At 41.5% G+C, this 18,018-nt stretch carries 18 protein-coding genes; 1 reads left to right on the top strand and 17 read right to left on the bottom strand.

The window, feature by feature from the left end; all coding sequences use genetic code 11:
• Positions 1-34: 34 nt before the first annotated feature.
• The 8 genes from era to rpoE all read right to left on the bottom strand — a co-directional run bounded on the left by era (position 35) and on the right by rpoE (position 7,582).
• Entirely contained in the window at positions 35-1,039 is a 1,005-nt protein-coding gene (gene era / locus BCU94_RS03385) for a GTPase Era (RefSeq protein WP_102439233.1), read from the bottom strand.
• A complete protein-coding gene (rnc, locus tag BCU94_RS03380; RefSeq protein ID WP_102439234.1) occupies positions 1,036-1,716 on the bottom strand; it encodes a ribonuclease III in 681 nt (226 codons plus the stop codon). Before rnc ends, era begins: the two co-directional genes overlap by 4 nt.
• Entirely contained in the window at positions 1,716-2,630 is a 915-nt protein-coding gene (gene lepB / locus BCU94_RS03375; RefSeq protein WP_102475612.1) for a signal peptidase I, read from the bottom strand. The genes rnc and lepB overlap by 1 nt, the downstream gene beginning before the upstream one ends.
• A 208-nt stretch (positions 2,631-2,838) precedes the next feature.
• Positions 2,839-4,629 (bottom strand): translation elongation factor 4, encoded by a 1,791-nt coding sequence (gene lepA / locus BCU94_RS03370; protein WP_102475611.1) that lies wholly within the window; start codon positions 4,627-4,629, stop codon positions 2,839-2,841.
• A 141-nt stretch (positions 4,630-4,770) separates the two neighbouring features.
• Entirely contained in the window at positions 4,771-5,238 is a 468-nt protein-coding gene (locus BCU94_RS03365) for a SoxR reducing system RseC family protein (protein ID WP_102439284.1), read from the bottom strand.
• Positions 5,239-5,419: 181 nt separating this feature from the next.
• On the bottom strand, positions 5,420-6,352 hold the full coding sequence (locus tag BCU94_RS03360) for a MucB/RseB C-terminal domain-containing protein (RefSeq protein ID WP_102439237.1): 933 nt from the start codon (positions 6,350-6,352) through the stop codon (positions 5,420-5,422).
• A gap of 12 nt (positions 6,353-6,364) precedes the next feature.
• A complete protein-coding gene (locus tag BCU94_RS03355; protein WP_102475610.1) occupies positions 6,365-6,979 on the bottom strand; it encodes an anti sigma-E factor RseA C-terminal domain-containing protein in 615 nt (204 codons plus the stop codon).
• A gap of 24 nt (positions 6,980-7,003) precedes the next feature.
• Positions 7,004-7,582: an RNA polymerase sigma factor RpoE gene (rpoE, locus tag BCU94_RS03350; RefSeq protein WP_102439239.1), complete on the bottom strand. Its 579-nt coding sequence runs from the start codon at positions 7,580-7,582 to the stop codon at positions 7,004-7,006.
• A 224-nt stretch (positions 7,583-7,806) separates the two neighbouring features.
• On the opposite strand from rpoE, the gene nadB reads away from it, so the two are divergent.
• Positions 7,807-9,417, top strand: coding sequence for an L-aspartate oxidase (gene nadB, locus BCU94_RS03345; protein WP_102475609.1), 1,611 nt, complete (start codon positions 7,807-7,809; stop codon positions 9,415-9,417).
• 11 nt (positions 9,418-9,428) lie between these two features.
• On the opposite strand, the gene BCU94_RS03340 is transcribed toward nadB, so the two are convergent.
• From BCU94_RS03340 to rppH, 9 genes are all read right to left on the bottom strand, one after another.
• On the bottom strand, positions 9,429-9,860 hold the full coding sequence (locus BCU94_RS03340) for a protein YgfX (RefSeq protein WP_102475608.1): 432 nt from the start codon (positions 9,858-9,860) through the stop codon (positions 9,429-9,431).
• A gap of 51 nt (positions 9,861-9,911) precedes the next feature.
• Positions 9,912-10,160 carry a succinate dehydrogenase assembly factor 2 gene (locus BCU94_RS03335; protein ID WP_102439242.1) on the bottom strand — a complete coding sequence of 83 codons (249 nt, stop codon included), beginning with the start codon at positions 10,158-10,160 and terminating at the stop codon, positions 9,912-9,914.
• 30 nt (positions 10,161-10,190) lie between these two features.
• Positions 10,191-11,123 carry a transcriptional activator NhaR gene (gene nhaR, locus BCU94_RS03330; protein ID WP_076542538.1) on the bottom strand — a complete coding sequence of 311 codons (933 nt, stop codon included), beginning with the start codon at positions 11,121-11,123 and terminating at the stop codon, positions 10,191-10,193.
• A gap of 28 nt (positions 11,124-11,151) precedes the next feature.
• Positions 11,152-11,538, bottom strand: a complete 387-nt coding sequence (locus BCU94_RS03325; protein WP_102439243.1) for a hypothetical protein — start codon at positions 11,536-11,538, stop codon at positions 11,152-11,154.
• A 14-nt stretch (positions 11,539-11,552) separates the two neighbouring features.
• Positions 11,553-12,725 carry a Na+/H+ antiporter NhaA gene (nhaA, locus tag BCU94_RS03320; protein ID WP_102439244.1) on the bottom strand — a complete coding sequence of 391 codons (1,173 nt, stop codon included), beginning with the start codon at positions 12,723-12,725 and terminating at the stop codon, positions 11,553-11,555.
• A 501-nt stretch (positions 12,726-13,226) separates the two neighbouring features.
• A complete protein-coding gene (locus tag BCU94_RS03315) occupies positions 13,227-14,078 on the bottom strand; it encodes a thymidylate synthase (protein ID WP_102439245.1) in 852 nt (283 codons plus the stop codon).
• A 75-nt stretch (positions 14,079-14,153) separates the two neighbouring features.
• On the bottom strand, positions 14,154-14,957 hold the full coding sequence (locus tag BCU94_RS03310; protein WP_102439246.1) for a sulfite exporter TauE/SafE family protein: 804 nt from the start codon (positions 14,955-14,957) through the stop codon (positions 14,154-14,156).
• Positions 14,958-15,117: 160 nt separating this feature from the next.
• Positions 15,118-17,352, bottom strand: a complete 2,235-nt coding sequence (gene ptsP, locus BCU94_RS03305) for a phosphoenolpyruvate--protein phosphotransferase (RefSeq protein WP_102475607.1) — start codon at positions 17,350-17,352, stop codon at positions 15,118-15,120.
• A 24-nt stretch (positions 17,353-17,376) separates the two neighbouring features.
• Positions 17,377-17,895 (bottom strand): RNA pyrophosphohydrolase, encoded by a 519-nt coding sequence (rppH, locus tag BCU94_RS03300; protein ID WP_076542529.1) that lies wholly within the window; start codon positions 17,893-17,895, stop codon positions 17,377-17,379.
• Positions 17,896-18,018: the final 123 nt, after the last annotated feature.

Here is an 18,018-nt window from a genome sequence, read left to right as displayed (position 1 = left end):
AGTCGCTAAAGTCGGTATTAAGTAAAGCATCGGCTTAGTCTTCACCATAGCCTAAGCTTCGTAAAGCACGTTCGTCATCTGCCCAGCCTGACTTAACCTTAACCCAAACTTCTAAGAAAACTTTATTATCAAACAAGGTTTCCATATCAAGTCGAGCTTGGGTGGCGATAGTGCGGATACGCTCACCTTTATTACCGATAACCATACGTTTTTGGCCCGTACGCTCGACCAAAATCAAAGCATTGATTTGATAAACGCCGTTTTCCATCATTTTGAACTGTTCAATCTCAACGGTGGCATCATAAGGCAATTCATCACCTAAGAAGCGCATTAGCTTTTCACGGACAATTTCTGATGCCATAAAGCGTTGCGAACGGTCAGTGACGTAATCTTCTGGGAAATAAAATCCAGCTTCAGGTAACGACTCACTGGCTAAATCTAAAATTCGTTGAATATTCGTGCCTTTAGTAGCCGAGATAGGCAGAATTTCATCAAATTTAAACTTAGCAGATAACTTTTCAAGATAAGGGAATAAAGACTCTTTATCTTTAATATTATCGACTTTATTGATAGCTAAAACCGTTTTACGCTGACCACTGCCTTGCTCTAATTTCTTGAGCACCATCTCATCATCTTCAGTCCACGTCATGCCATCAACCACAAACACAACCATGCAGACATCAGCAAGCGAACTTGCTGCAGCACGGTTCATGAGGCGGTTAATCGCACGCTTTTCTTCAATATGTAAGCCTGGAGTATCAACAAAAACAATTTGCCTAGCTTCATCGGTATGGATACCCATAATGCGATGACGAGTGGTTTGCGGTTTTTTAGAGGTAATACTGACCTTCTGCCCAAGTAACTTGTTCAGTAAGGTCGATTTACCCACATTAGGGCGGCCGACAATAGCAACCATGCCACAATAGGTGATCTCGTATTTTGCTGTAGCGGCTGGCGCAGCGCCATTCATCCTTGCCAATAATTCATCTAAACTCGGCTCAACTGGTGAGTTCTCTGGCAAGTCTGTTTTTTTGGTCATTTATTAATAAGCTCCAATACCTGAGCGGCAGCTAGCTGCTCAGCTTTTCTTCTTGAAGTACTGACGCCTGTCACTACTTTATTGATTTCTGCTACGCGACATTCAACTGTAAATGTCTGGTCATGGGCCTCACCTTTTACATCAACAACATGGTATTCAGGTAAGGGCTTTTTATAACCTTGCAGATATTCTTGTAAAATCGTTTTCGGATCTTTTTGATTGATGCCAGGTTTGATTTCAGCCAAACGCTGCTGGTACCAGGTCAGTAATAACTTACGACAGGTCTCTATGTCAGCATCTAAATAAATCGCCCCGATAATTGCTTCAACCGCATCAGCTAAAATAGACTCACGTCTAAATCCACCACTTTTAAGCTCGCCAGGGCCTAAGTAGAGGTAATCGCCTAGCTTAAATTCTTTTGCTATAACCGTTAAGGTTTCACCTTTGACTAAGGTGGAACGCATACGGCTTAAATCACCTTCAGTAGCCTTAGGGAACTGATGATAAAGGGCATCAGAAATAATGATTGATAAAATCGAGTCACCTAGAAACTCTAGGCGCTCATTATGTTTTGATGCAGCACTACGATGAGTTAATGCCTGAGTTAATAAATCAACATTAGTAAACTCATAACCCAGCGTACGACACAGTCGCGGTAAGTTTTTAATTGGTTCCATTACTTGATCGCACCTACTCTGTCAAAACGCACCCCGGTTGGTACCCATGTTGGTAACCAACTACTTGCAGGTCGTTCAAATTCAAAACTAATCCAAATCGCTACCGCTTTACCTACTAAGTTAGCTTCAGGGACAAAGCCCCAAAAGCGGCTATCAGTGCTGTTGTCACGGTTATCACCAATGGCAAAGTACTGACCTTCTGGCACAATAAATTCACCCACTGCCGTACCCGGTTGCTCAAAGAAATGTGAGCTAAAATCAGGGCGAGATGGGTTGATTAAAATATCATGTTCTACATCAGTTAACTGCTCGGTATAGCGAGATAACGACACACCTTCATGGGTAAACTCACCACGATTAACTGGCGTTAGCTTAATTGCTTTTGCTGGCGGACAATTTGTTGCTGCATCACATTTAGGCTGAATAAGAAATTGCTTATTTTGGTAAATAATACGGTCACCGGGTAAACCAACCACTCTTTTAATATAGTCTATTTCAGGCTGCTGAGGATATTTGAACACAAACACATCGCCACGCTCAGGCTCACCTGTTTCAATTAGCTTGCTGCGAAAGACGGGGTCACGTAAACCATAACTGAATTTTTCTACCAGAATAAAATCACCTACCAGTAAAGTCGGTTTCATTGAGCCTGATGGTATTTGAAATGGCTCATAAATAAATGAACGCAATATCAATACAAATGCGATAACCGGAAAAATTGAATGGGCAAATTCAACCAAGGTTGATTCACGCGTAATGCTGTATTTTGCATCATCACTCAAATCAGGTTGCTTTGCTTCTGCAAGGGCTAAGCTTTCACGACGTTTAGGGGCAAATATCGTTGCATCGATTAACCAAATTAACCCACTCACAAGGGTTATTATGGTTAAAATAAGAGAAAAATGGGCTGCCATTGAAATTTAAGCTCCTGCCTTTAACACTTTCAAATAATAGTTTAATGAATAAACCGCTGAATAATGAGTATCCTATGGAATACATCGTTAAGCACTAACTGTAATGTTACAAATTATACGAATAAACCGTTGTTGCAAAATTAACTTTTGCTAATGACAACGCCGCAAACTGCGGCGTTATCTGAACTCTAATGAAACCTATGCAGGATTAATCATTAAGTTTCAATACAGCTAAGAACGCTTCTTGAGGCACTTCAACGTTACCGACTTGCTTCATGCGCTTCTTACCTTCTTTTTGCTTATTTAGTAGTTTCTTCTTACGCGAGACATCACCACCATAACATTTAGCGGTAACGTCTTTACGCATTGCTTTAATGTTTGAGCGGGCAATAATCTGACTACCCACCGCAGCTTGAATCGCGATATCAAACATCTGTCTTGGGATCAGCTCTTTCATTTTATCAACTAAAGCTAAGCCGCGATGACGAATGTTTGAACGATGAATAACCATTGCTAGCGCATCAACTCTGTCACCATTGATCAAGATATCTAAACGCACCATATCCGCTTCTTCAAAACGAATAAAGTTATACTCTAATGAGGCATAACCACGACTGGTTGATTTCAATCTATCAAAGAAATCCATGACGACTTCAGCCATTGGCAATTCGTAAGTCACAGAAACTTGATTACCGTGATAAACCATATTGGTTTGTACGCCACGCTTCTCGACACATAAAGTGATAACGTTACCCAAGTACTCTTTAGGCACCAACATGTTTGCTTCAACAATAGGTTCACGGATCATGTCGATGTTATTGATTGGCGGTAAATCTGATGGGTTATCTACATACACCACCTCACCATTGTTCAATTGAACTTCATAAACAACCGTCGGTGCTGTGGTAATCAAATCAAGGTTGTATTCACGCTCAAGACGCTCTTGAATGATTTCCATGTGCAATAAGCCAAGGTAACCAATACGGAAACCAAAACCTAATGCTGAAGATGATTCAGGCTCGAAAAACAGCGATGCATCGTTCAAGCTTAGCTTGTTTAATGCATCACGGAAGCTTTCAAACTCATCTGTCGAAATTGGGAATACACCGGCATAAACTTGCGGTGTAACCTTTTTAAACCCAGGTAAAGGCTCTTCGGCACCATGTTTAGCGTGAGTTAAGGTATCACCTACTGGTGCGCCGTGAATTTCTTTAATGCCCGAAATAACAAAGCCAACTTCACCGGCTTTAAGCTCAGGTGTATCTGTTTGTTTAGGCGTAAAGATACCAACACGGTCAGCATTGTAGTTTTGACCGGTAGACATAACTTTAAACTTGTCACCTTTTTTCAAGACGCCATGCTTAATACGTACTAACGAGACAACACCAAGGTAACTATCAAACCATGAATCAATAATCAGCGCTTGAAGTGGTGCATCGATATCACCTTCTGGTGGTGGGATATCCGATACGATGACTTCTAGTACATCTTTAATACCGATACCCGTTTTAGCTGAGCAGCGCACAGCTTCCATAGCATCGATACCAACAATATCTTCGATTTCTGCAGCGACACGCTCAGGATCGGCTTGAGGTAAATCGATTTTATTTAAAATCGGTACCACATCAAGATCCATTTCTAAGGCGGTGTAACAGTTTGCAAGTGTCTGTGCTTCAACGCCTTGACCGGCATCAACTACTAGCAATGCACCTTCACACGCAGCAAGTGAACGGGATACTTCATAAGAGAAGTCAACGTGGCCGGGTGTATCAATGAAGTTCAGCTGATAAGTTTCACCATCATCGGCTTTATAGTCGAGGGTAACACTCTGCGCTTTAATGGTAATGCCGCGCTCACGTTCGATATCCATAGAATCGAGAACTTGAACGTCCATTTCACGGTCTGATAAACCACCACAAAATTGGATAAGGCGATCAGACAATGTTGATTTGCCATGGTCGATATGGGCAATAATTGAGAAGTTTCTAATGTGTTTCATGTGGGTGAAATGGCTACTACTAAAATGGTGGATATAATGAGGTCGAATTGTACCTGATAAAGGGGTTAATACCAATCACAATCAATAACTGGACAAAAAACAATAATAAAATCGCCCTTCATATCTGATAAATAATGCTATCTACCCCCGCGAAAGGCTGATCCCTTGGCCTAAATACGCTGTAATGATGGGCGTCGAGGCTTTTTCAAGCGTTAGCGCTTTGCTTTTACCGGCTTTCCAAGCCATGAAACTGCCTATCGCTGCAAGCATCATTGCGCCATGGTCAGTGTTGATATCCAAAAGACCAGCTAAGCCCTGCCCCATAATAGCGCCTAAAAATAACCCAACTAAAGGAGTGATATAAACCAGCATTGCTGCTTTTAATATCACGGATTCAGGCAGAGCAAGTTTCAGTAAATCACCCGCTTCGCAGGCTTGTTCTGCCATCAGAGAGAATTGCTGCTTTTTAATCGAAAAGGCTTTAGCAACCGTTGAGGTGCCACAATTGTCACTGCTTGAACAATGATTACAAGCACTCTTAAGTTCAATCTCAACGGTGACCCACCCTTTGGGATCGTAAGCGATTACCGTCGCCACCTCCTCCAACATCGATTGCGATAATGCTGGAGGTGATTGAGGTTTTTGCGCTGATGTTGAGTCTACTTGTTGAGTCATAGCGAAAGGCGCCCTGTAGGTTAAGTGCTAGTGATTCTAGCACTTATTTTAACGCTTGTTTTATGGCTAGTTACTTTAATACTCGTTATTTCAAGACCATTTATTTCAAGAATCTTTATTTCAACACTAGGCTTTTAGCAATACGATTAAGCGTATCTGCAGGCACTTTACCCACAGCAACTACTTCAACATTGCCCACTTGCTCAACCACCATTGAAAGGCCGTTGCGGGTAATTAGCTCATCAGGCATTGGACTATCACCCATTCTGGCCACATACACTGAAATGTTAACTAAGCCATCGGTTAAAGCGATATATTCAACTGATTCATCACTGCCAAGTAAGCGGTGATGATCTTTTACTACTAAATGAAACCCTGCAGGTAACCAAGTAAATTGCCAATTCTGTCCTTCAATCCGTTCAGCTGGGTTCATCACAGGCGGCAGTTCTTGCTTTTCAGCTTCGACTAAAATGCTCGCTGGCTCACCAAGCTCTATTAGCTCAATGACCATCATTTGCTCAATAAGCTGTTTGTCTTGGTTAATCATGTCATAACGCAGTGGTAAATGGGTTTCCATGTCCACCCAAACTTGTGACATAAAGCGGTGTTCATCAACCGGAATAATGCGGATCATTTGCCCAGGGCGCCCAGCTATACGGCTTCTTCCACCTAAAACAAATTGATACCCCTGCTCTAAAGAATTGATATTAGATGCAAAAATAGCAGGCCAAAGACCTTGAATACGGGGAGCGCTGATGCTGTATGCCGGTTGGTCATGCTCAATAAATGTTACCGTATCAGCAACTCTGACCGCATTTTTAGGGGGGCCATTGAGGTACTCTAGAAAAGCGACTTCTTTATCATTGACCGTACCATGCAGATAAACCAGTGGTCGTATGTGGTCGGCTTGCAGTTGAATAATAGAAGATTTGAATTGTTTGGTTTGTAATGCTTGGCTCATACTTTCAAGCCAAGCTTTCGCTGATTTTTCTTCTTCGGCAATACTAGGGAAAGCCAATACAGCAAGTACTAACAGGATTAGACGCAAGCTAACTCCGAATTAATGATTAAAATCGTTTAGTTCAATTTCGCTATTGTTGTCCACAACCGCACCTGAATTCAACCTTTGTTGTAGCATATGGTCTTGGATATAAGAATTTATACGGCGACGTTGCTCAATCATATTATCGTTACTGATATTAGATTGATTTTGTACAGCCCCAGTTTGGAGACTAACAGGTGACGCAGTCCCAATTAAAGGACGAGTATTTAACACAGGTAATGGTGAGTCGACACTTGGGTCTTGCTCATAATTTTGCACACCAACAATTGCTACCATAGCCACAGTTGCAGCAATTGCATATTGACCAAACTGTTTGAAAAACGGTACCACATTATCTTTCTTAGTCTCGTTCACGGTTTCAGTATCATGTACTGAAGTTGTTTGAGTCTGAGGTGCAATAATGGCTGGCTCTAATTCTATTGCCGCTGCAATATTAGCAGAAAGATCCAAATCAATTGTCTGTGGTAACTCGCCGCGCATTGCATCGCCTATCATGTGATAGTTTTGCCATTTGCTATGTGAGCCTTCGTCTGCTGACAATTCCGCTAATGTTTTTGCATCAACTTCGCCGTCAACTGCTGATGAAACCCATTCTTGACCTGATTTAAGCATTTTTCACCCATGTCATAAAGACTGTTACTGTTCCAGCAAAGGCTGGAGTTTTTTATCGATTGATTCCCGTGCGCGGAAGATCCTTGATCTCACCGTCCCAACAGGACAATCCATGATATTGGCAATATCCTCGTAACTCATACCATCGAGTTCTCGTAATGATATTGCAATTTTCAATTCTTCTGGCAACGTTTCTAACGTTTCAAAAATCACCCGATTAATTTCATCTGATAACACCAAGCGTTCTGGTGAAGCAAATTCCTTTAATGCATCGCTGCCTTCGTAGTATTCAGCTTCTTCGGCGTCAACACTGTTAGCCGGTGTTTTTCTGCTCTGAGAAACCAAATGATTTTTTGCAGTGTTTACTGCAATGCGGTAAAGCCAAGTATAAAAAGCACTTTCACCCCGAAAGTTGGGTAATGCACGGTAAGCTTTAATAAAGGCTTCTTGTGCAACATCTGCTATGTCCGCTTGGTTTCGTATGTATCTCGAAATTAAGCTCATTACCTTATTTTGGTATTTTTGGACTAGCAAATTGAAGGCGTTTTTATCACCACGCTGAACACGTTCAACTAACTGTTGATCACTTATTTGTCCACTCATCCGAGCCGACTACTCCTAAATCTATAATACTGATTTCTCAGTCGCTCGAATCATATTCACATTAAAGTAGACTCGCATGCTTTGAAAAAGTTCGATATTGAATGAAAAAAAATTAATTTAATTAAAAAATTAGCGATTACCCCATCTAATAGTAATGTCTAAGTACCCAAAAAAGCGTAATTGATTTACCATTGAGGAACATATTAAGTACTCCATGATACCTTATGAAACAAGCAGTTGAACACCAGTCTGATATTTTGGTTATAGGTAGCGGTGCAGCAGGATTAACACTTGCCCTGCATCTAGCTGAAAAGTCTAAAGTTATTTTACTTTCTAAAGGCCCTTTGGCGGAAGGTTCGACTTATTATGCCCAAGGTGGAATCGCATCTGTATTCGATGAATCGGACACTATTGAATCACATGTTAATGACACGCTCATTGCTGGCGCAGGACTTTGTGACAAAGAAGTGGTAACTTACACGGCTGAAAATGCCAAAAAGTCGATGCAATGGTTAATTCAATGCGGTGTTGCATTTGATAAAGAAGAAACTGACGGCGATCAAAGCGCTGCACCTTATCATTTGACTCGTGAAGGTGGTCACAGCCATCGACGTATTTTGCACTCAGCCGATGCAACAGGAAAAGCCGTACAAACAACCTTGCAAGAACGCGCAATCGCGCACCCGAACATTAAGGTCCTTGAACGATATAATGCCATTGACCTAATCACCACTCGCAAATTAAACCGCCCCGGTAATCGTGTAGTGGGTGCTTATATTTGGAACCGCGATGCTGAGCACGTTGAAACGGTAACAGCCAAATTTGTTGCTATCGCGACAGGTGGCTGTTCAAAGGTATATCAATATACTTCTAATCCGGATATTGCTAGTGGTGACGGAATCGCCATGGCTTGGCGAGCAGGTTGCCGTATTGCCAACATGGAGTTTAATCAATTTCATCCAACTTGCTTGTATCATGCTGATGCTAGAAATTATCTGCTCACTGAAGCATTACGTGGTGAGGGCGCATATTTAAAACGACCTGATGGTAGCCGTTTTATGCCTGAATTTGATGAACGCGCGGAACTTGCTCCCCGTGATATTGTGGCAAGGGCAATCGATTATGAAATGAAGCGCTTGGGTGCTGATTGTCTGTATTTAGATATCAGCCATAAACCCGCTGAATTTGTCATCAAACATTTTCCCACGATTTACAGTCGCTGTTTAGAATTTGGTATTGATATCACCACCGATCCCATCCCTGTGGTGCCTGCAGCCCATTACACCTGCGGCGGCGTCATGACAGATTTGCATGGTCAAACTGATATCAATGGCCTATATGCCATTGGTGAAGTAGCCTACACCGGCTTACATGGTGCCAACCGACTGGCCAGTAACTCCTTATTAGAGTGCTTGGTTTTTGCTAGAGCTGCTGCTCAAGATATTGAAAGCTTGCTTGAAAAAGTGCCGACACCCGGGCCTGTGCCACTCTGGGATGAAAGTCAGGTTAGTAACTCAGATGAAGAAGTGGTCATTGCCCATAACTGGCATGAACTGCGTTTATTCATGTGGGATTATGTAGGAATTGTTAGAACCGATAAACGCTTGGAGCGCGCGCTACGCCGCTGCGCATTGTTACAACAAGAAATTCAAGAATATTATAGTAACTTCAGAGTCAGTAACAATTTACTGGAATTGAGAAACTTGGTTCAAGTAGCTGAGTTAATCATTCGCTGCGCCATGGAAAGAAAAGAAAGTCGTGGCCTACACTATAATGCCGATTACCCAGAGCAAGTCGATAATCCAAAGCCAACTATTTTACAACCTGAACGATAGCGTTAAGATTATTAACGCTTTTGATATGCGATTAATTGACGACACAGGTTTCGGTAACTGCTGTCGTCAAGCATGTCGCTCCAGACAATTAATAACTGCCTTTTTCCCCGAGTTGCAACTCCCCGCTCATCTAAAACGTCAAGTTCAATAAACATCACTGCAGCAAATACAGTGACTATTGAACTGCGCCATAATTGAAATTCTTGCCCTTGGGATAACTTACCTTTACTTGCATCAAGTAAAGAAAATTGGCAACGCCAATGCCTTAACGCCAACAGATGAGCGACAAAAAAAGCCAGATACGAGATAAGAATAAAATAGAATGCCAGTTGATAAGCCCAGTGGCGATAATCTGGCCAAAGAATAAAGCTGCTTAAACACACACAGAGCAATACAATATGTGATAAAAATTGATTAAATGAAGCGCTTAAGCTGAAATGCATCAGTTAAGCACCTTCATCTTTTGCAGTAAGCTCATATCGCTATAAACTAGCTTATGGTTGAGGGCGACCACGAACCGTAACTATCATGTCAGCCATAGCAGCATCAGGGCAAACTTCATGCCCCATAAACCAAGCAAATAACTCAGGGTCTTCACAGGCTAATAAATCAATGAAGGTTTGCTTATCTTTATCAGCTAAAGCTTGGTAATGTTGCTCTACAAAAGGTTGAAAAAGAACATCTAACTCAAGCATCCCTCTTCGACAAGCCCAGCGCACTCTTGCTATATTCATTAATTCCAATGTACTTCTCCTAACATCTCTTCGGATACTTTATAGATGTTGCAAACTTCGATGCTCAACATCTTGAACTTGTGGATCAACACCAGCAAACAAATCATTAAAGTCTGTTTCTAACAAGCGTTGAACCGCAGGGTGTTGAATCATCCTCTCAGCAAACATGACATGATACTCTTCTTTAATATCAGTGGTTTCACCCAGTAATACCATGCCTTGGGAGAGTATATCATGACGATAAATAGAGGGAGCAACAAATATACCGCGCTTAAACAAACCAAATGCTTTCATCATAGCTGCATCATCAAACTCACCTAAAATACTCACATTAAGATTTTTTTCAGCAAACCAGCGATGTAACTGTTGCCCAAGGGAAGTACGCTTGCCTGGGATCAGTAATTTCTCTTGCTCAAGACATGCTGGAAAGTCAGCAGAGGGCTTTGATGAAGAGAAAAAGCTAATACCGCACTCGCCTAACTTTTTGGATAAGATTTCAGGGTATTTAAGTGATACGCCAGCACAATCAGATAAAATCATATCTAATTTATGTTCACGTAACCTTGCTATCAGGCTTTCATGGGTTGATTCATAACAGCTCAAATGCATTGAACCGTCACTTGGGATCACTGTCAGTAAAACGCGACTGGCTAAGGCTTTAGACAGGGCATCAGCAATACCCACTTCAAATAACACTGAGTCATCTTTTTGATAAGAGAGTAAATCGATCATTTCGTAGCTTAGACTAAACATCTTATCAGCATAACGAAATACGATTTCACCAAGTTCGGTGGATTCAAGGTTGCGGCCGACACGTTTAAATAGACTGCCATTGAGGCGTTCTTCTAAAGCGCGAATTTGACCAGTGATAGTTTGCGGGGCTAAACATAAAGCGACGGCAGCCTTGGCTACCGTCCCTTTCTTTCTAACCATCCAAAAATAATATAGATGGTTATAATTTAAATGTTGCATTCATATAAGCCAGCTAATGAAAGATGACTTATTTTAGTCTCTGGCAGTTCAACAAGCTATCAATTAATATCGACAACTCATTTAGGTCATTGATGTTTTTATTGGCCGTTTGTTCTTGAATGGCCAAAACAATATCTGCCTTGTCAGGGACTCTTTCTGCACAAAAACTGCGGTTAGCCTCTTGATAGCGTTTACCTGCGCGGTATTTAAGCGCTCGAGACTCATAGCCACTATCAGCGTCTAATCGGCTAGCAGAAGCGTCGTCGTGGTACATCAATGCACCATCAACCACACCATCTAAGTAACTTTTACACTCGCTTGATTCAACATCCTTTTGACAAACATTGAATGACGTTGCTTGGGCAGGAACAACGGCCCCAATAGCAAAGGCTAACATTAGCAGTTTAAGTTTCATTTAATCACTCCAGCTTATTTTGCTTCAGTTTTAGGAAGCACCTTGTTTAACCAGAAATAACCCACTAATGCAGCTAGCATTGAACCGGTTAAAATACCTAATCTTGCAAAATCACCATATTGATCAGGTGCACCATCAAAGGCAAGCGACGAAATAAATACTGACATAGTGAAACCAATACCAGTCATCACTGCCACAGGGATAATTTGACTCCAGCCAATTCCTGGTGGTAATTCAGCTAATTTTAGTTTTACCGCAACATAACTAAACAGTAATACACCTACAGGCTTACCTAATAGTAGGCCTAAGATAATACCGATAGTTACTGGCTCAACTAACGAGGTTACGCTCATACCTGCAAGTGATAAGCCTGCATTGGCAAAGGCGAATACGGGTAGAATGAAGAAGGTGCTCCAAGGGTGTAGGCTATGCTCTAAATGCTCAGATGGTGATGAGCCGTCTTTAGCCCGCAATGGAATACAGAACGCAATAATCACACCTGCTAATGTGGCATGTACGCCAGATTTAAGCACTGCAACCCATAAGATCAGACCAAGTAAACCGTAAGGGATCAGTGAGCTGACACCTTTGCGGTTCAGAGCAACCATTAATACAATTGAAATAGCTGCAACAATCAAGCTTACCATCGATAAATCAGCACTGTAAAATAGTGCGATAATGACGATTACGCCCAAGTCATCGATAATGGCTAATGCAAGTAAAAAGACTTTCAATGCCACCGGAACACGGCTACCAAGTAGCGCCATGATACCGAGTGCAAAGGCAATATCAGTCGCAGCTGGAATTGCCCAGCCCACTTGAGTCACAGGATCTGAGTAGTTGAACGCTAAATAAAATAACGCTGGGAACAACATACCACCAATAGCAGCAAAGGTAGGTAATGATGCTTTTGAAACGCTTGAAAGCGCACCTTCTAGCAGTTCACGTTTAACTTCTAAACCAATTAGTAGGAAGAATAACGCCATAAGACCATCATTAATCCACAACAGTAATGGCTTATCTATATCCAGTGAACCGATACGTACTTGGACTTCTGTATCAAGAAAACCACTGTATAAACCCGCTAATGGCGAATTTGCCATTAACATCGCCAGCACTACAGAGATCATCAAAATGATACCCCCTGCAGATTCTTGACTTAAGAAATTCTTAATTGCACGTTCCATAATTTTCTCCACAAAAAACAATTAATTCGAGTCTAGCGGAATTATTCAAACAATCATAATCGTTAGTTTGGGTCTTATATGTCGGGATTTCCGAGGTATTAAACAAAATAACACGAACAAGATCACATTTAAGTGTATTAACGTGAGCCCAAATTGCCAACATATCGCTTTTTTAAGCTAATCAATTACCAACAAGCTTCTTGAAAAAAATATCAACTGCTGAATAAAAATACAATCAGCTAAATTAATTAATCTTTTATTTACAATACTCTGCAAAATTATTATCACAAGCATTATTAACTAACATTGTCTTTTTAGTCTTAAAAAGCAACTTAGCAATGAGGCTGTTTTGCATACACTGTCTCCATAAGATCATTAAAGGTTAGCTGTTATTTTCATTATCGGGTTTAAAAATCGTCGATACTTTGCGCAGTAGAAGACAATCGCTTTGGTTTAGATGTAAACCAAAGCCATTGGGTGAAATGATGGCTGAAATGTGATTTATACGGAGAAGGGATACTTAATTGCTTCGTGATGTTGGTAACCAATCACTTCAAAGTCATCCATGGTGACCCAAGTTTCCAAGTCACGTAAACTTTTTATATCAGGATTAATATTCAACTGTGGCGATGGGAATGGATCACGGACAAGTTGCTCAGTTTTCATCAATTCAAGTTGATCTTCATAAATGTGCGCATTGATGATCTTGTGATAAGCCAGACCTGGCTTATTTCCAGTGATCTGCGCCATTAGTGCTAAAAAGGTGTACACCTGAATTTGATTAAAGTTAAGCCCCAAAGGCACATCACATGAACGCTGATAGCTTGTTAGGTAAAGGGTATCACCGAGAAGCGAAAAAGTATGAGTATGCATACAAGGTCTTAAGCAGCCCATGTCAAACTCACCAGGATTATAGAAAGTGATAATCTCACCACGATCGTCAACCCCTTTAGATAAGTTATCGACAATTTTAGCAAGCTGATCAACGCTTCCACCACAAGGTTTTTGCCAGCGTCTTCCTTGCACTCCGTATACTCGGCCCATATCATCCTCACCTTTGCGGTGTGGATTGTTTAACCAACTTTGGTTGTCATTGGCGTTCATATCCCAGGTTTTAGTGCCGATGGCGCGAAAATCTGCGGCATTATCGTAACCACGAATGTAGCCAATAAGCTCAGCAATTGCAGCCTTCCAGAAGCTTTTACGAGTCGTAATAATGGGAAATTGATTATTGGCAACATCGTATTGTAAATCTGCATTGATCACCGTTAAACAGCGCTTACCTGTACGTTTATTTTCAATCCAGTGGCCGTTTTCAACGATGTGGTTGCAGAGATCTAAATACTGACGCATTTTATTGTCCTATTATTAAAACGTTTATTATTTGCAGAATATTAATTATCAAAACTCGTGGCTAGTGTAATTTTTTTAAGCAGAAAGCGCGAGCTTTAAACCTATTACCATCAGCAAAACTGCGAATATCTTTTTCAGTATCGGCGTTGGCCAAATACTGGCGGCCTTTACCCCTAAAGGTGCAATAAGCATAGAGGTAATGATGATCCCCACTAATGCGGGAATATAAATATAACCGACTGTCCAAGTGGGTAAGTCAGTGGCATTTAATCCGGCAATAACATAGCCCGCAGTACCCGCTATCGCGATTAAAAAACCTGTTACCGACGCAAAGCCAACCGCTTGACGCATTTGTAAACCGCAATAGCACAAGAAAGGCACCAGCAGTACCCCGCCGCCAATGCCCATTAAGCCGGCAACAACAGCTATTAGCATTGAAACGATAAACATCAGCTTAAAACTTGGCACTTTCGCTACGGCTTTGGGTTTCAATGGAAATGCCATTTGTATTGCCATCACTGTGACAAATATCGAGAAAGCCTGCTGTAATACATTGGCTGCTATTTGTTCTGAGATAAAAGCCGATGCTAACGCACCAACCACAATACCCGGCAACATGGGCTTAAAAAGCTCCCAAGGGATATTACCGTGTCTATGATGGGCAATAGCAGAGCTAAACGAGGTCATAATAATTGAGGCTAACGAGGTGGCAATGGCTACATGGGTGAGTTGGCTGGACTCTATGCCTATCCAGGGCAGTAAATAAATCAGTGCCGGTACAATAATAAGCCCGCCACCTATGCCTAACAAACCAGCAAAAAATCCAACCACTGCGCCTAATAACAAGCAAAGTGAAAAAACTAACAATATATTGTCCAACGTACAGCCCTAACAATGAAAAATGTGTAAATTGACTTAGCCAAGTTGCTTTTATCAACTTGTTTAATTAACTAACTTTGCTTCAATATTTTTATTTCAACTTGCTGATTTTAAATTGCTGATTTGAAATTACTGCAATAAGCGTCACGTTGGCCTGTCATTAGTCTAAAATCGACAGCAAATTACGCTGTTGCAAATATTGATTCAATAATTGCCTGACTTGCTCACCATTAGACAAGCTTAATACCTGGTCTAGTAATCGCTCAAGTTCAGCTTTGTTAATCCGTCTAAGTAGATAGTTTATCCGCGCAATACTGCCTTGGTTCATACTGAGTTTTTCGTAGCCCATAGCCACTAACAATAAGGCGCCCATGGGCTCGCCAGCAAGTTCACCGCAAATACTGGCATCAAGCTGAAAACGGTTACAGTCAGTAATAGTCCATTTTAGCGCCCTTAATACGCCAGGGTGAAAACTATCAAATAATGGACTGACACTGGGGTTATTTCTATCCACCGCAAGCAAATACTGGGTTAAGTCATTACTACCTACAGAAACAAAATCAACTCTTTTAGCCACATCTTCTAATTGGAAAAGCAAAGATGGGACTTCAAGCATTACCCCTATTTTAGGTTTGGGTATTTCTCTTGCGAGCTCTTCAGTCAGCTCTGAATATGCCTGTTCTAGGTAAAGTAATGTTCGATCGATTTCGTCTAAATTACTGACCATAGGCAACAATATCTGCAATTGTGAAGAGTCAGCATTGGCTGTCAACATCGCGCGTAATTGCATTAAAAACAGTTCTGGGTGATCTAAAGATAAGCGGATGCCACGCCAGCCTAAAAAAGGATTATCTTCTGTGATAGGAAAATAAGGCAATGGTTTATCACCGCCCACATCAAGGGTGCGCATCACCACAGGTCTGTCTCGCGCTGCCGATAGTACTTGTTTATAAACTTGAACTTGCTCAAGTTCACTGGGAAAGCGTTGATGCAGCATAAAGGGAATTTCAGTGCGGTACAGTCCAATACCATCAGCGCCTTCTGCCATATCGGTGCTTAAACCACTTAATAAACCGGCATTCAAATAAAGCTGTATTCTTTGACCGTCTAAGGTTTCAGCGGGTAAGGATATTTCAGCAGAAAATTGTCGTTGCTGGGCTTTACTCTCAGAAATTAAGCAAAGATATTCATGAATAATGGCATCAGATGGCGAAATTAATAATTGGCCGCTATTGGCATTTAGCACTAACTTTTTGTTGTCAACATCTGCAGATAAAACCTGATCAACACCAACAATTGCTGGCACACCCAAGGCTCTTGCCAATATTGCTGCGTGGGCATTTACCCCGCCAAGTTCTGTGACTATTCCTGCAAGTTTTCCTCGAGGAAACTCTGCTAATAATGTGGCATCAACCTCTTTCGCCACCAGTATGACCGGTTTATCAGGTGCGAGTTCTAATTTGTCTGGTTCGATTAATTGGCGTAAAACTTTTTGGCCTAATTCACGAATATCACTGGCCCGCTCTTTTAAATACGGGTCTTCCATCGCGATAAACTGCTCAATATAGCGTTTAGACACCCGGCTAACGGCAGATTCGGCTTGCCAACCTAAATTCACTTCCCGTAGATACTCGCCACCAAGACTGGCTTCACCTAACAGTAATTGTAAAGCAGAAAAAATAGAGGCCACATCATCTACATTTTCACGATCAAAACGTTGGGATAAAGTGCTGATAATATCACTACAGCGTTGCATAGCAGCTTTTAGACGCTGAATTTCTGTTGCTAAGTCTGTGGCTTGTTCTTCGGGCTGATCGAGAGAGATAGCACCACCAAGCACAAAGCCATCAGCAATGGCGATACCTTTTGACGCTGAAGTACCTTTGAAGACGACTTGTTGTTGAACATTACTGATCGCAGCTTTGTTTTTCAAATTACGTACCACAACCGCTAGTTGGGCCGCCAAAGTCATCAAAAAGGCTTCTTCATTTTCACTAAACTGTCTCGGCTGCGGTTGCTGCACCACAATGACGCCGACAACCTGTTTTTGAAAGATTATAGGTACTGCCAGAAATGCGCGGTACTCTTCTTCTTCAACTTCAGGAAATAGTTTAAATCTGGGGTGTGATTTTGCATCGGCAAGGTTAACAGCTTCTTCTTTTTCTGCCGCTAAGCCCACTAAGCCTTCAGATAAAGGCATTTTGACACGATTGATGGAATTAGGTGCAAGGCCCTCTGTAGCAGAAAGCACCAATTGTTGCTGTTCAAGAATATAAATAGAACAGCAGTGCGTTTGCATTGCCAACTTGGTTTGGGAAACCAATAATGACAATGCCGTCTCTAAGCTATTAGCACTGGCGACAGACTGTGTAATATCCCTAAGCGTATTTAGCACTGCTTCACATCCTTTTTTGATCAGCTAATTTCTATAACGGCCTCTTTTTCGGCTAGGCTCGCGGCCTTGAAATGCCAATGTAATAGAGGAAAACTCCTTCATAACTTTACGGTAAACATCACGCTTAAAAGAAACGACTTGTCTGACTGGATACCAATAATTCACCCAACGCCAATCATCAAACTCTGGATGACCACAGGAATTCAAATTAATCGTGTCGTCACTGCCTTTCAGTTGTAATAGATACCACTTTTGTTTTTGACCAATACAAACTGGTTTACTTTCTTGCCTAATTAACCTCTTAGGCAAACGATATCTCAGCCATGAACGTGTTGACGTTAAAATTTGCACATTTTCAGGTTTAAGACCGACTTCTTCATACAATTCTCGGTACATGGCTTGTTCTGGGGTTTCACCATCATCTACACCGCCTTGAGGAAATTGCCATGAATGTTGTCCAAACCGTCTGGCCCACATTACTTGACCATATTTGTTACAGATAATAATGCCCACATTTGCGCGAAAGCCGTCGCTATCAATCACATGGACTCCAATTTCACTACAAATTAATGACTAGATTGTTTCATAAAGCTCGCCTACGGGCAAACGACTATTTCAATAGAACACTTGGATAAAATAAGCCCTTAGCAACTTTTATCAACAGAT

It is taken from the genome of Shewanella sp. 10N.286.52.C2, assembly GCF_002874545.1.
Classification (GTDB): domain Bacteria; phylum Pseudomonadota; class Gammaproteobacteria; order Enterobacterales; family Shewanellaceae; genus Shewanella.
Note: the sequence above shows the minus strand (reverse complement) of the source record. Positions and strands in the feature narration are given on the sequence as shown.

What these genes read in the sequence shown, in the direction of transcription:
- era (WP_102439233.1), bottom strand. Translation starts at nt 1,039, where the DNA reads ATGACCAAAAAAACAGACTTGCCAGAGAACTCACCAGTTGAGCCGAGT.
- rnc (WP_102439234.1), bottom strand. Translation starts at nt 1,716, where the DNA reads ATGGAACCAATTAAAAACTTACCGCGACTGTGTCGTACGCTGGGTTAT.
- lepB (WP_102475612.1), bottom strand. Translation starts at nt 2,630, where the DNA reads ATGGCAGCCCATTTTTCTCTTATTTTAACCATAATAACCCTTGTGAGT.
- lepA (WP_102475611.1), bottom strand. Translation starts at nt 4,629, where the DNA reads ATGAAACACATTAGAAACTTCTCAATTATTGCCCATATCGACCATGGC.
- BCU94_RS03365 (WP_102439284.1), bottom strand. Translation starts at nt 5,238, where the DNA reads ATGTTGGAGGAGGTGGCGACGGTAATCGCTTACGATCCCAAAGGGTGG.
- BCU94_RS03355 (WP_102475610.1), bottom strand. Translation starts at nt 6,979, where the DNA reads ATGCTTAAATCAGGTCAAGAATGGGTTTCATCAGCAGTTGACGGCGAA.
- rpoE (WP_102439239.1), bottom strand. Translation starts at nt 7,582, where the DNA reads ATGAGTGGACAAATAAGTGATCAACAGTTAGTTGAACGTGTTCAGCGT.
- nadB (WP_102475609.1), top strand. Translation starts at nt 7,807, where the DNA reads ATGAAACAAGCAGTTGAACACCAGTCTGATATTTTGGTTATAGGTAGC.
- BCU94_RS03340 (WP_102475608.1), bottom strand. Translation starts at nt 9,860, where the DNA reads ATGCATTTCAGCTTAAGCGCTTCATTTAATCAATTTTTATCACATATT.
- nhaR (WP_076542538.1), bottom strand. Translation starts at nt 11,123, where the DNA reads ATGCAACATTTAAATTATAACCATCTATATTATTTTTGGATGGTTAGA.
- BCU94_RS03325 (WP_102439243.1), bottom strand. Translation starts at nt 11,538, where the DNA reads ATGAAACTTAAACTGCTAATGTTAGCCTTTGCTATTGGGGCCGTTGTT.
- nhaA (WP_102439244.1), bottom strand. Translation starts at nt 12,725, where the DNA reads ATGGAACGTGCAATTAAGAATTTCTTAAGTCAAGAATCTGCAGGGGGT.
- BCU94_RS03315 (WP_102439245.1), bottom strand. Translation starts at nt 14,078, where the DNA reads ATGCGTCAGTATTTAGATCTCTGCAACCACATCGTTGAAAACGGCCAC.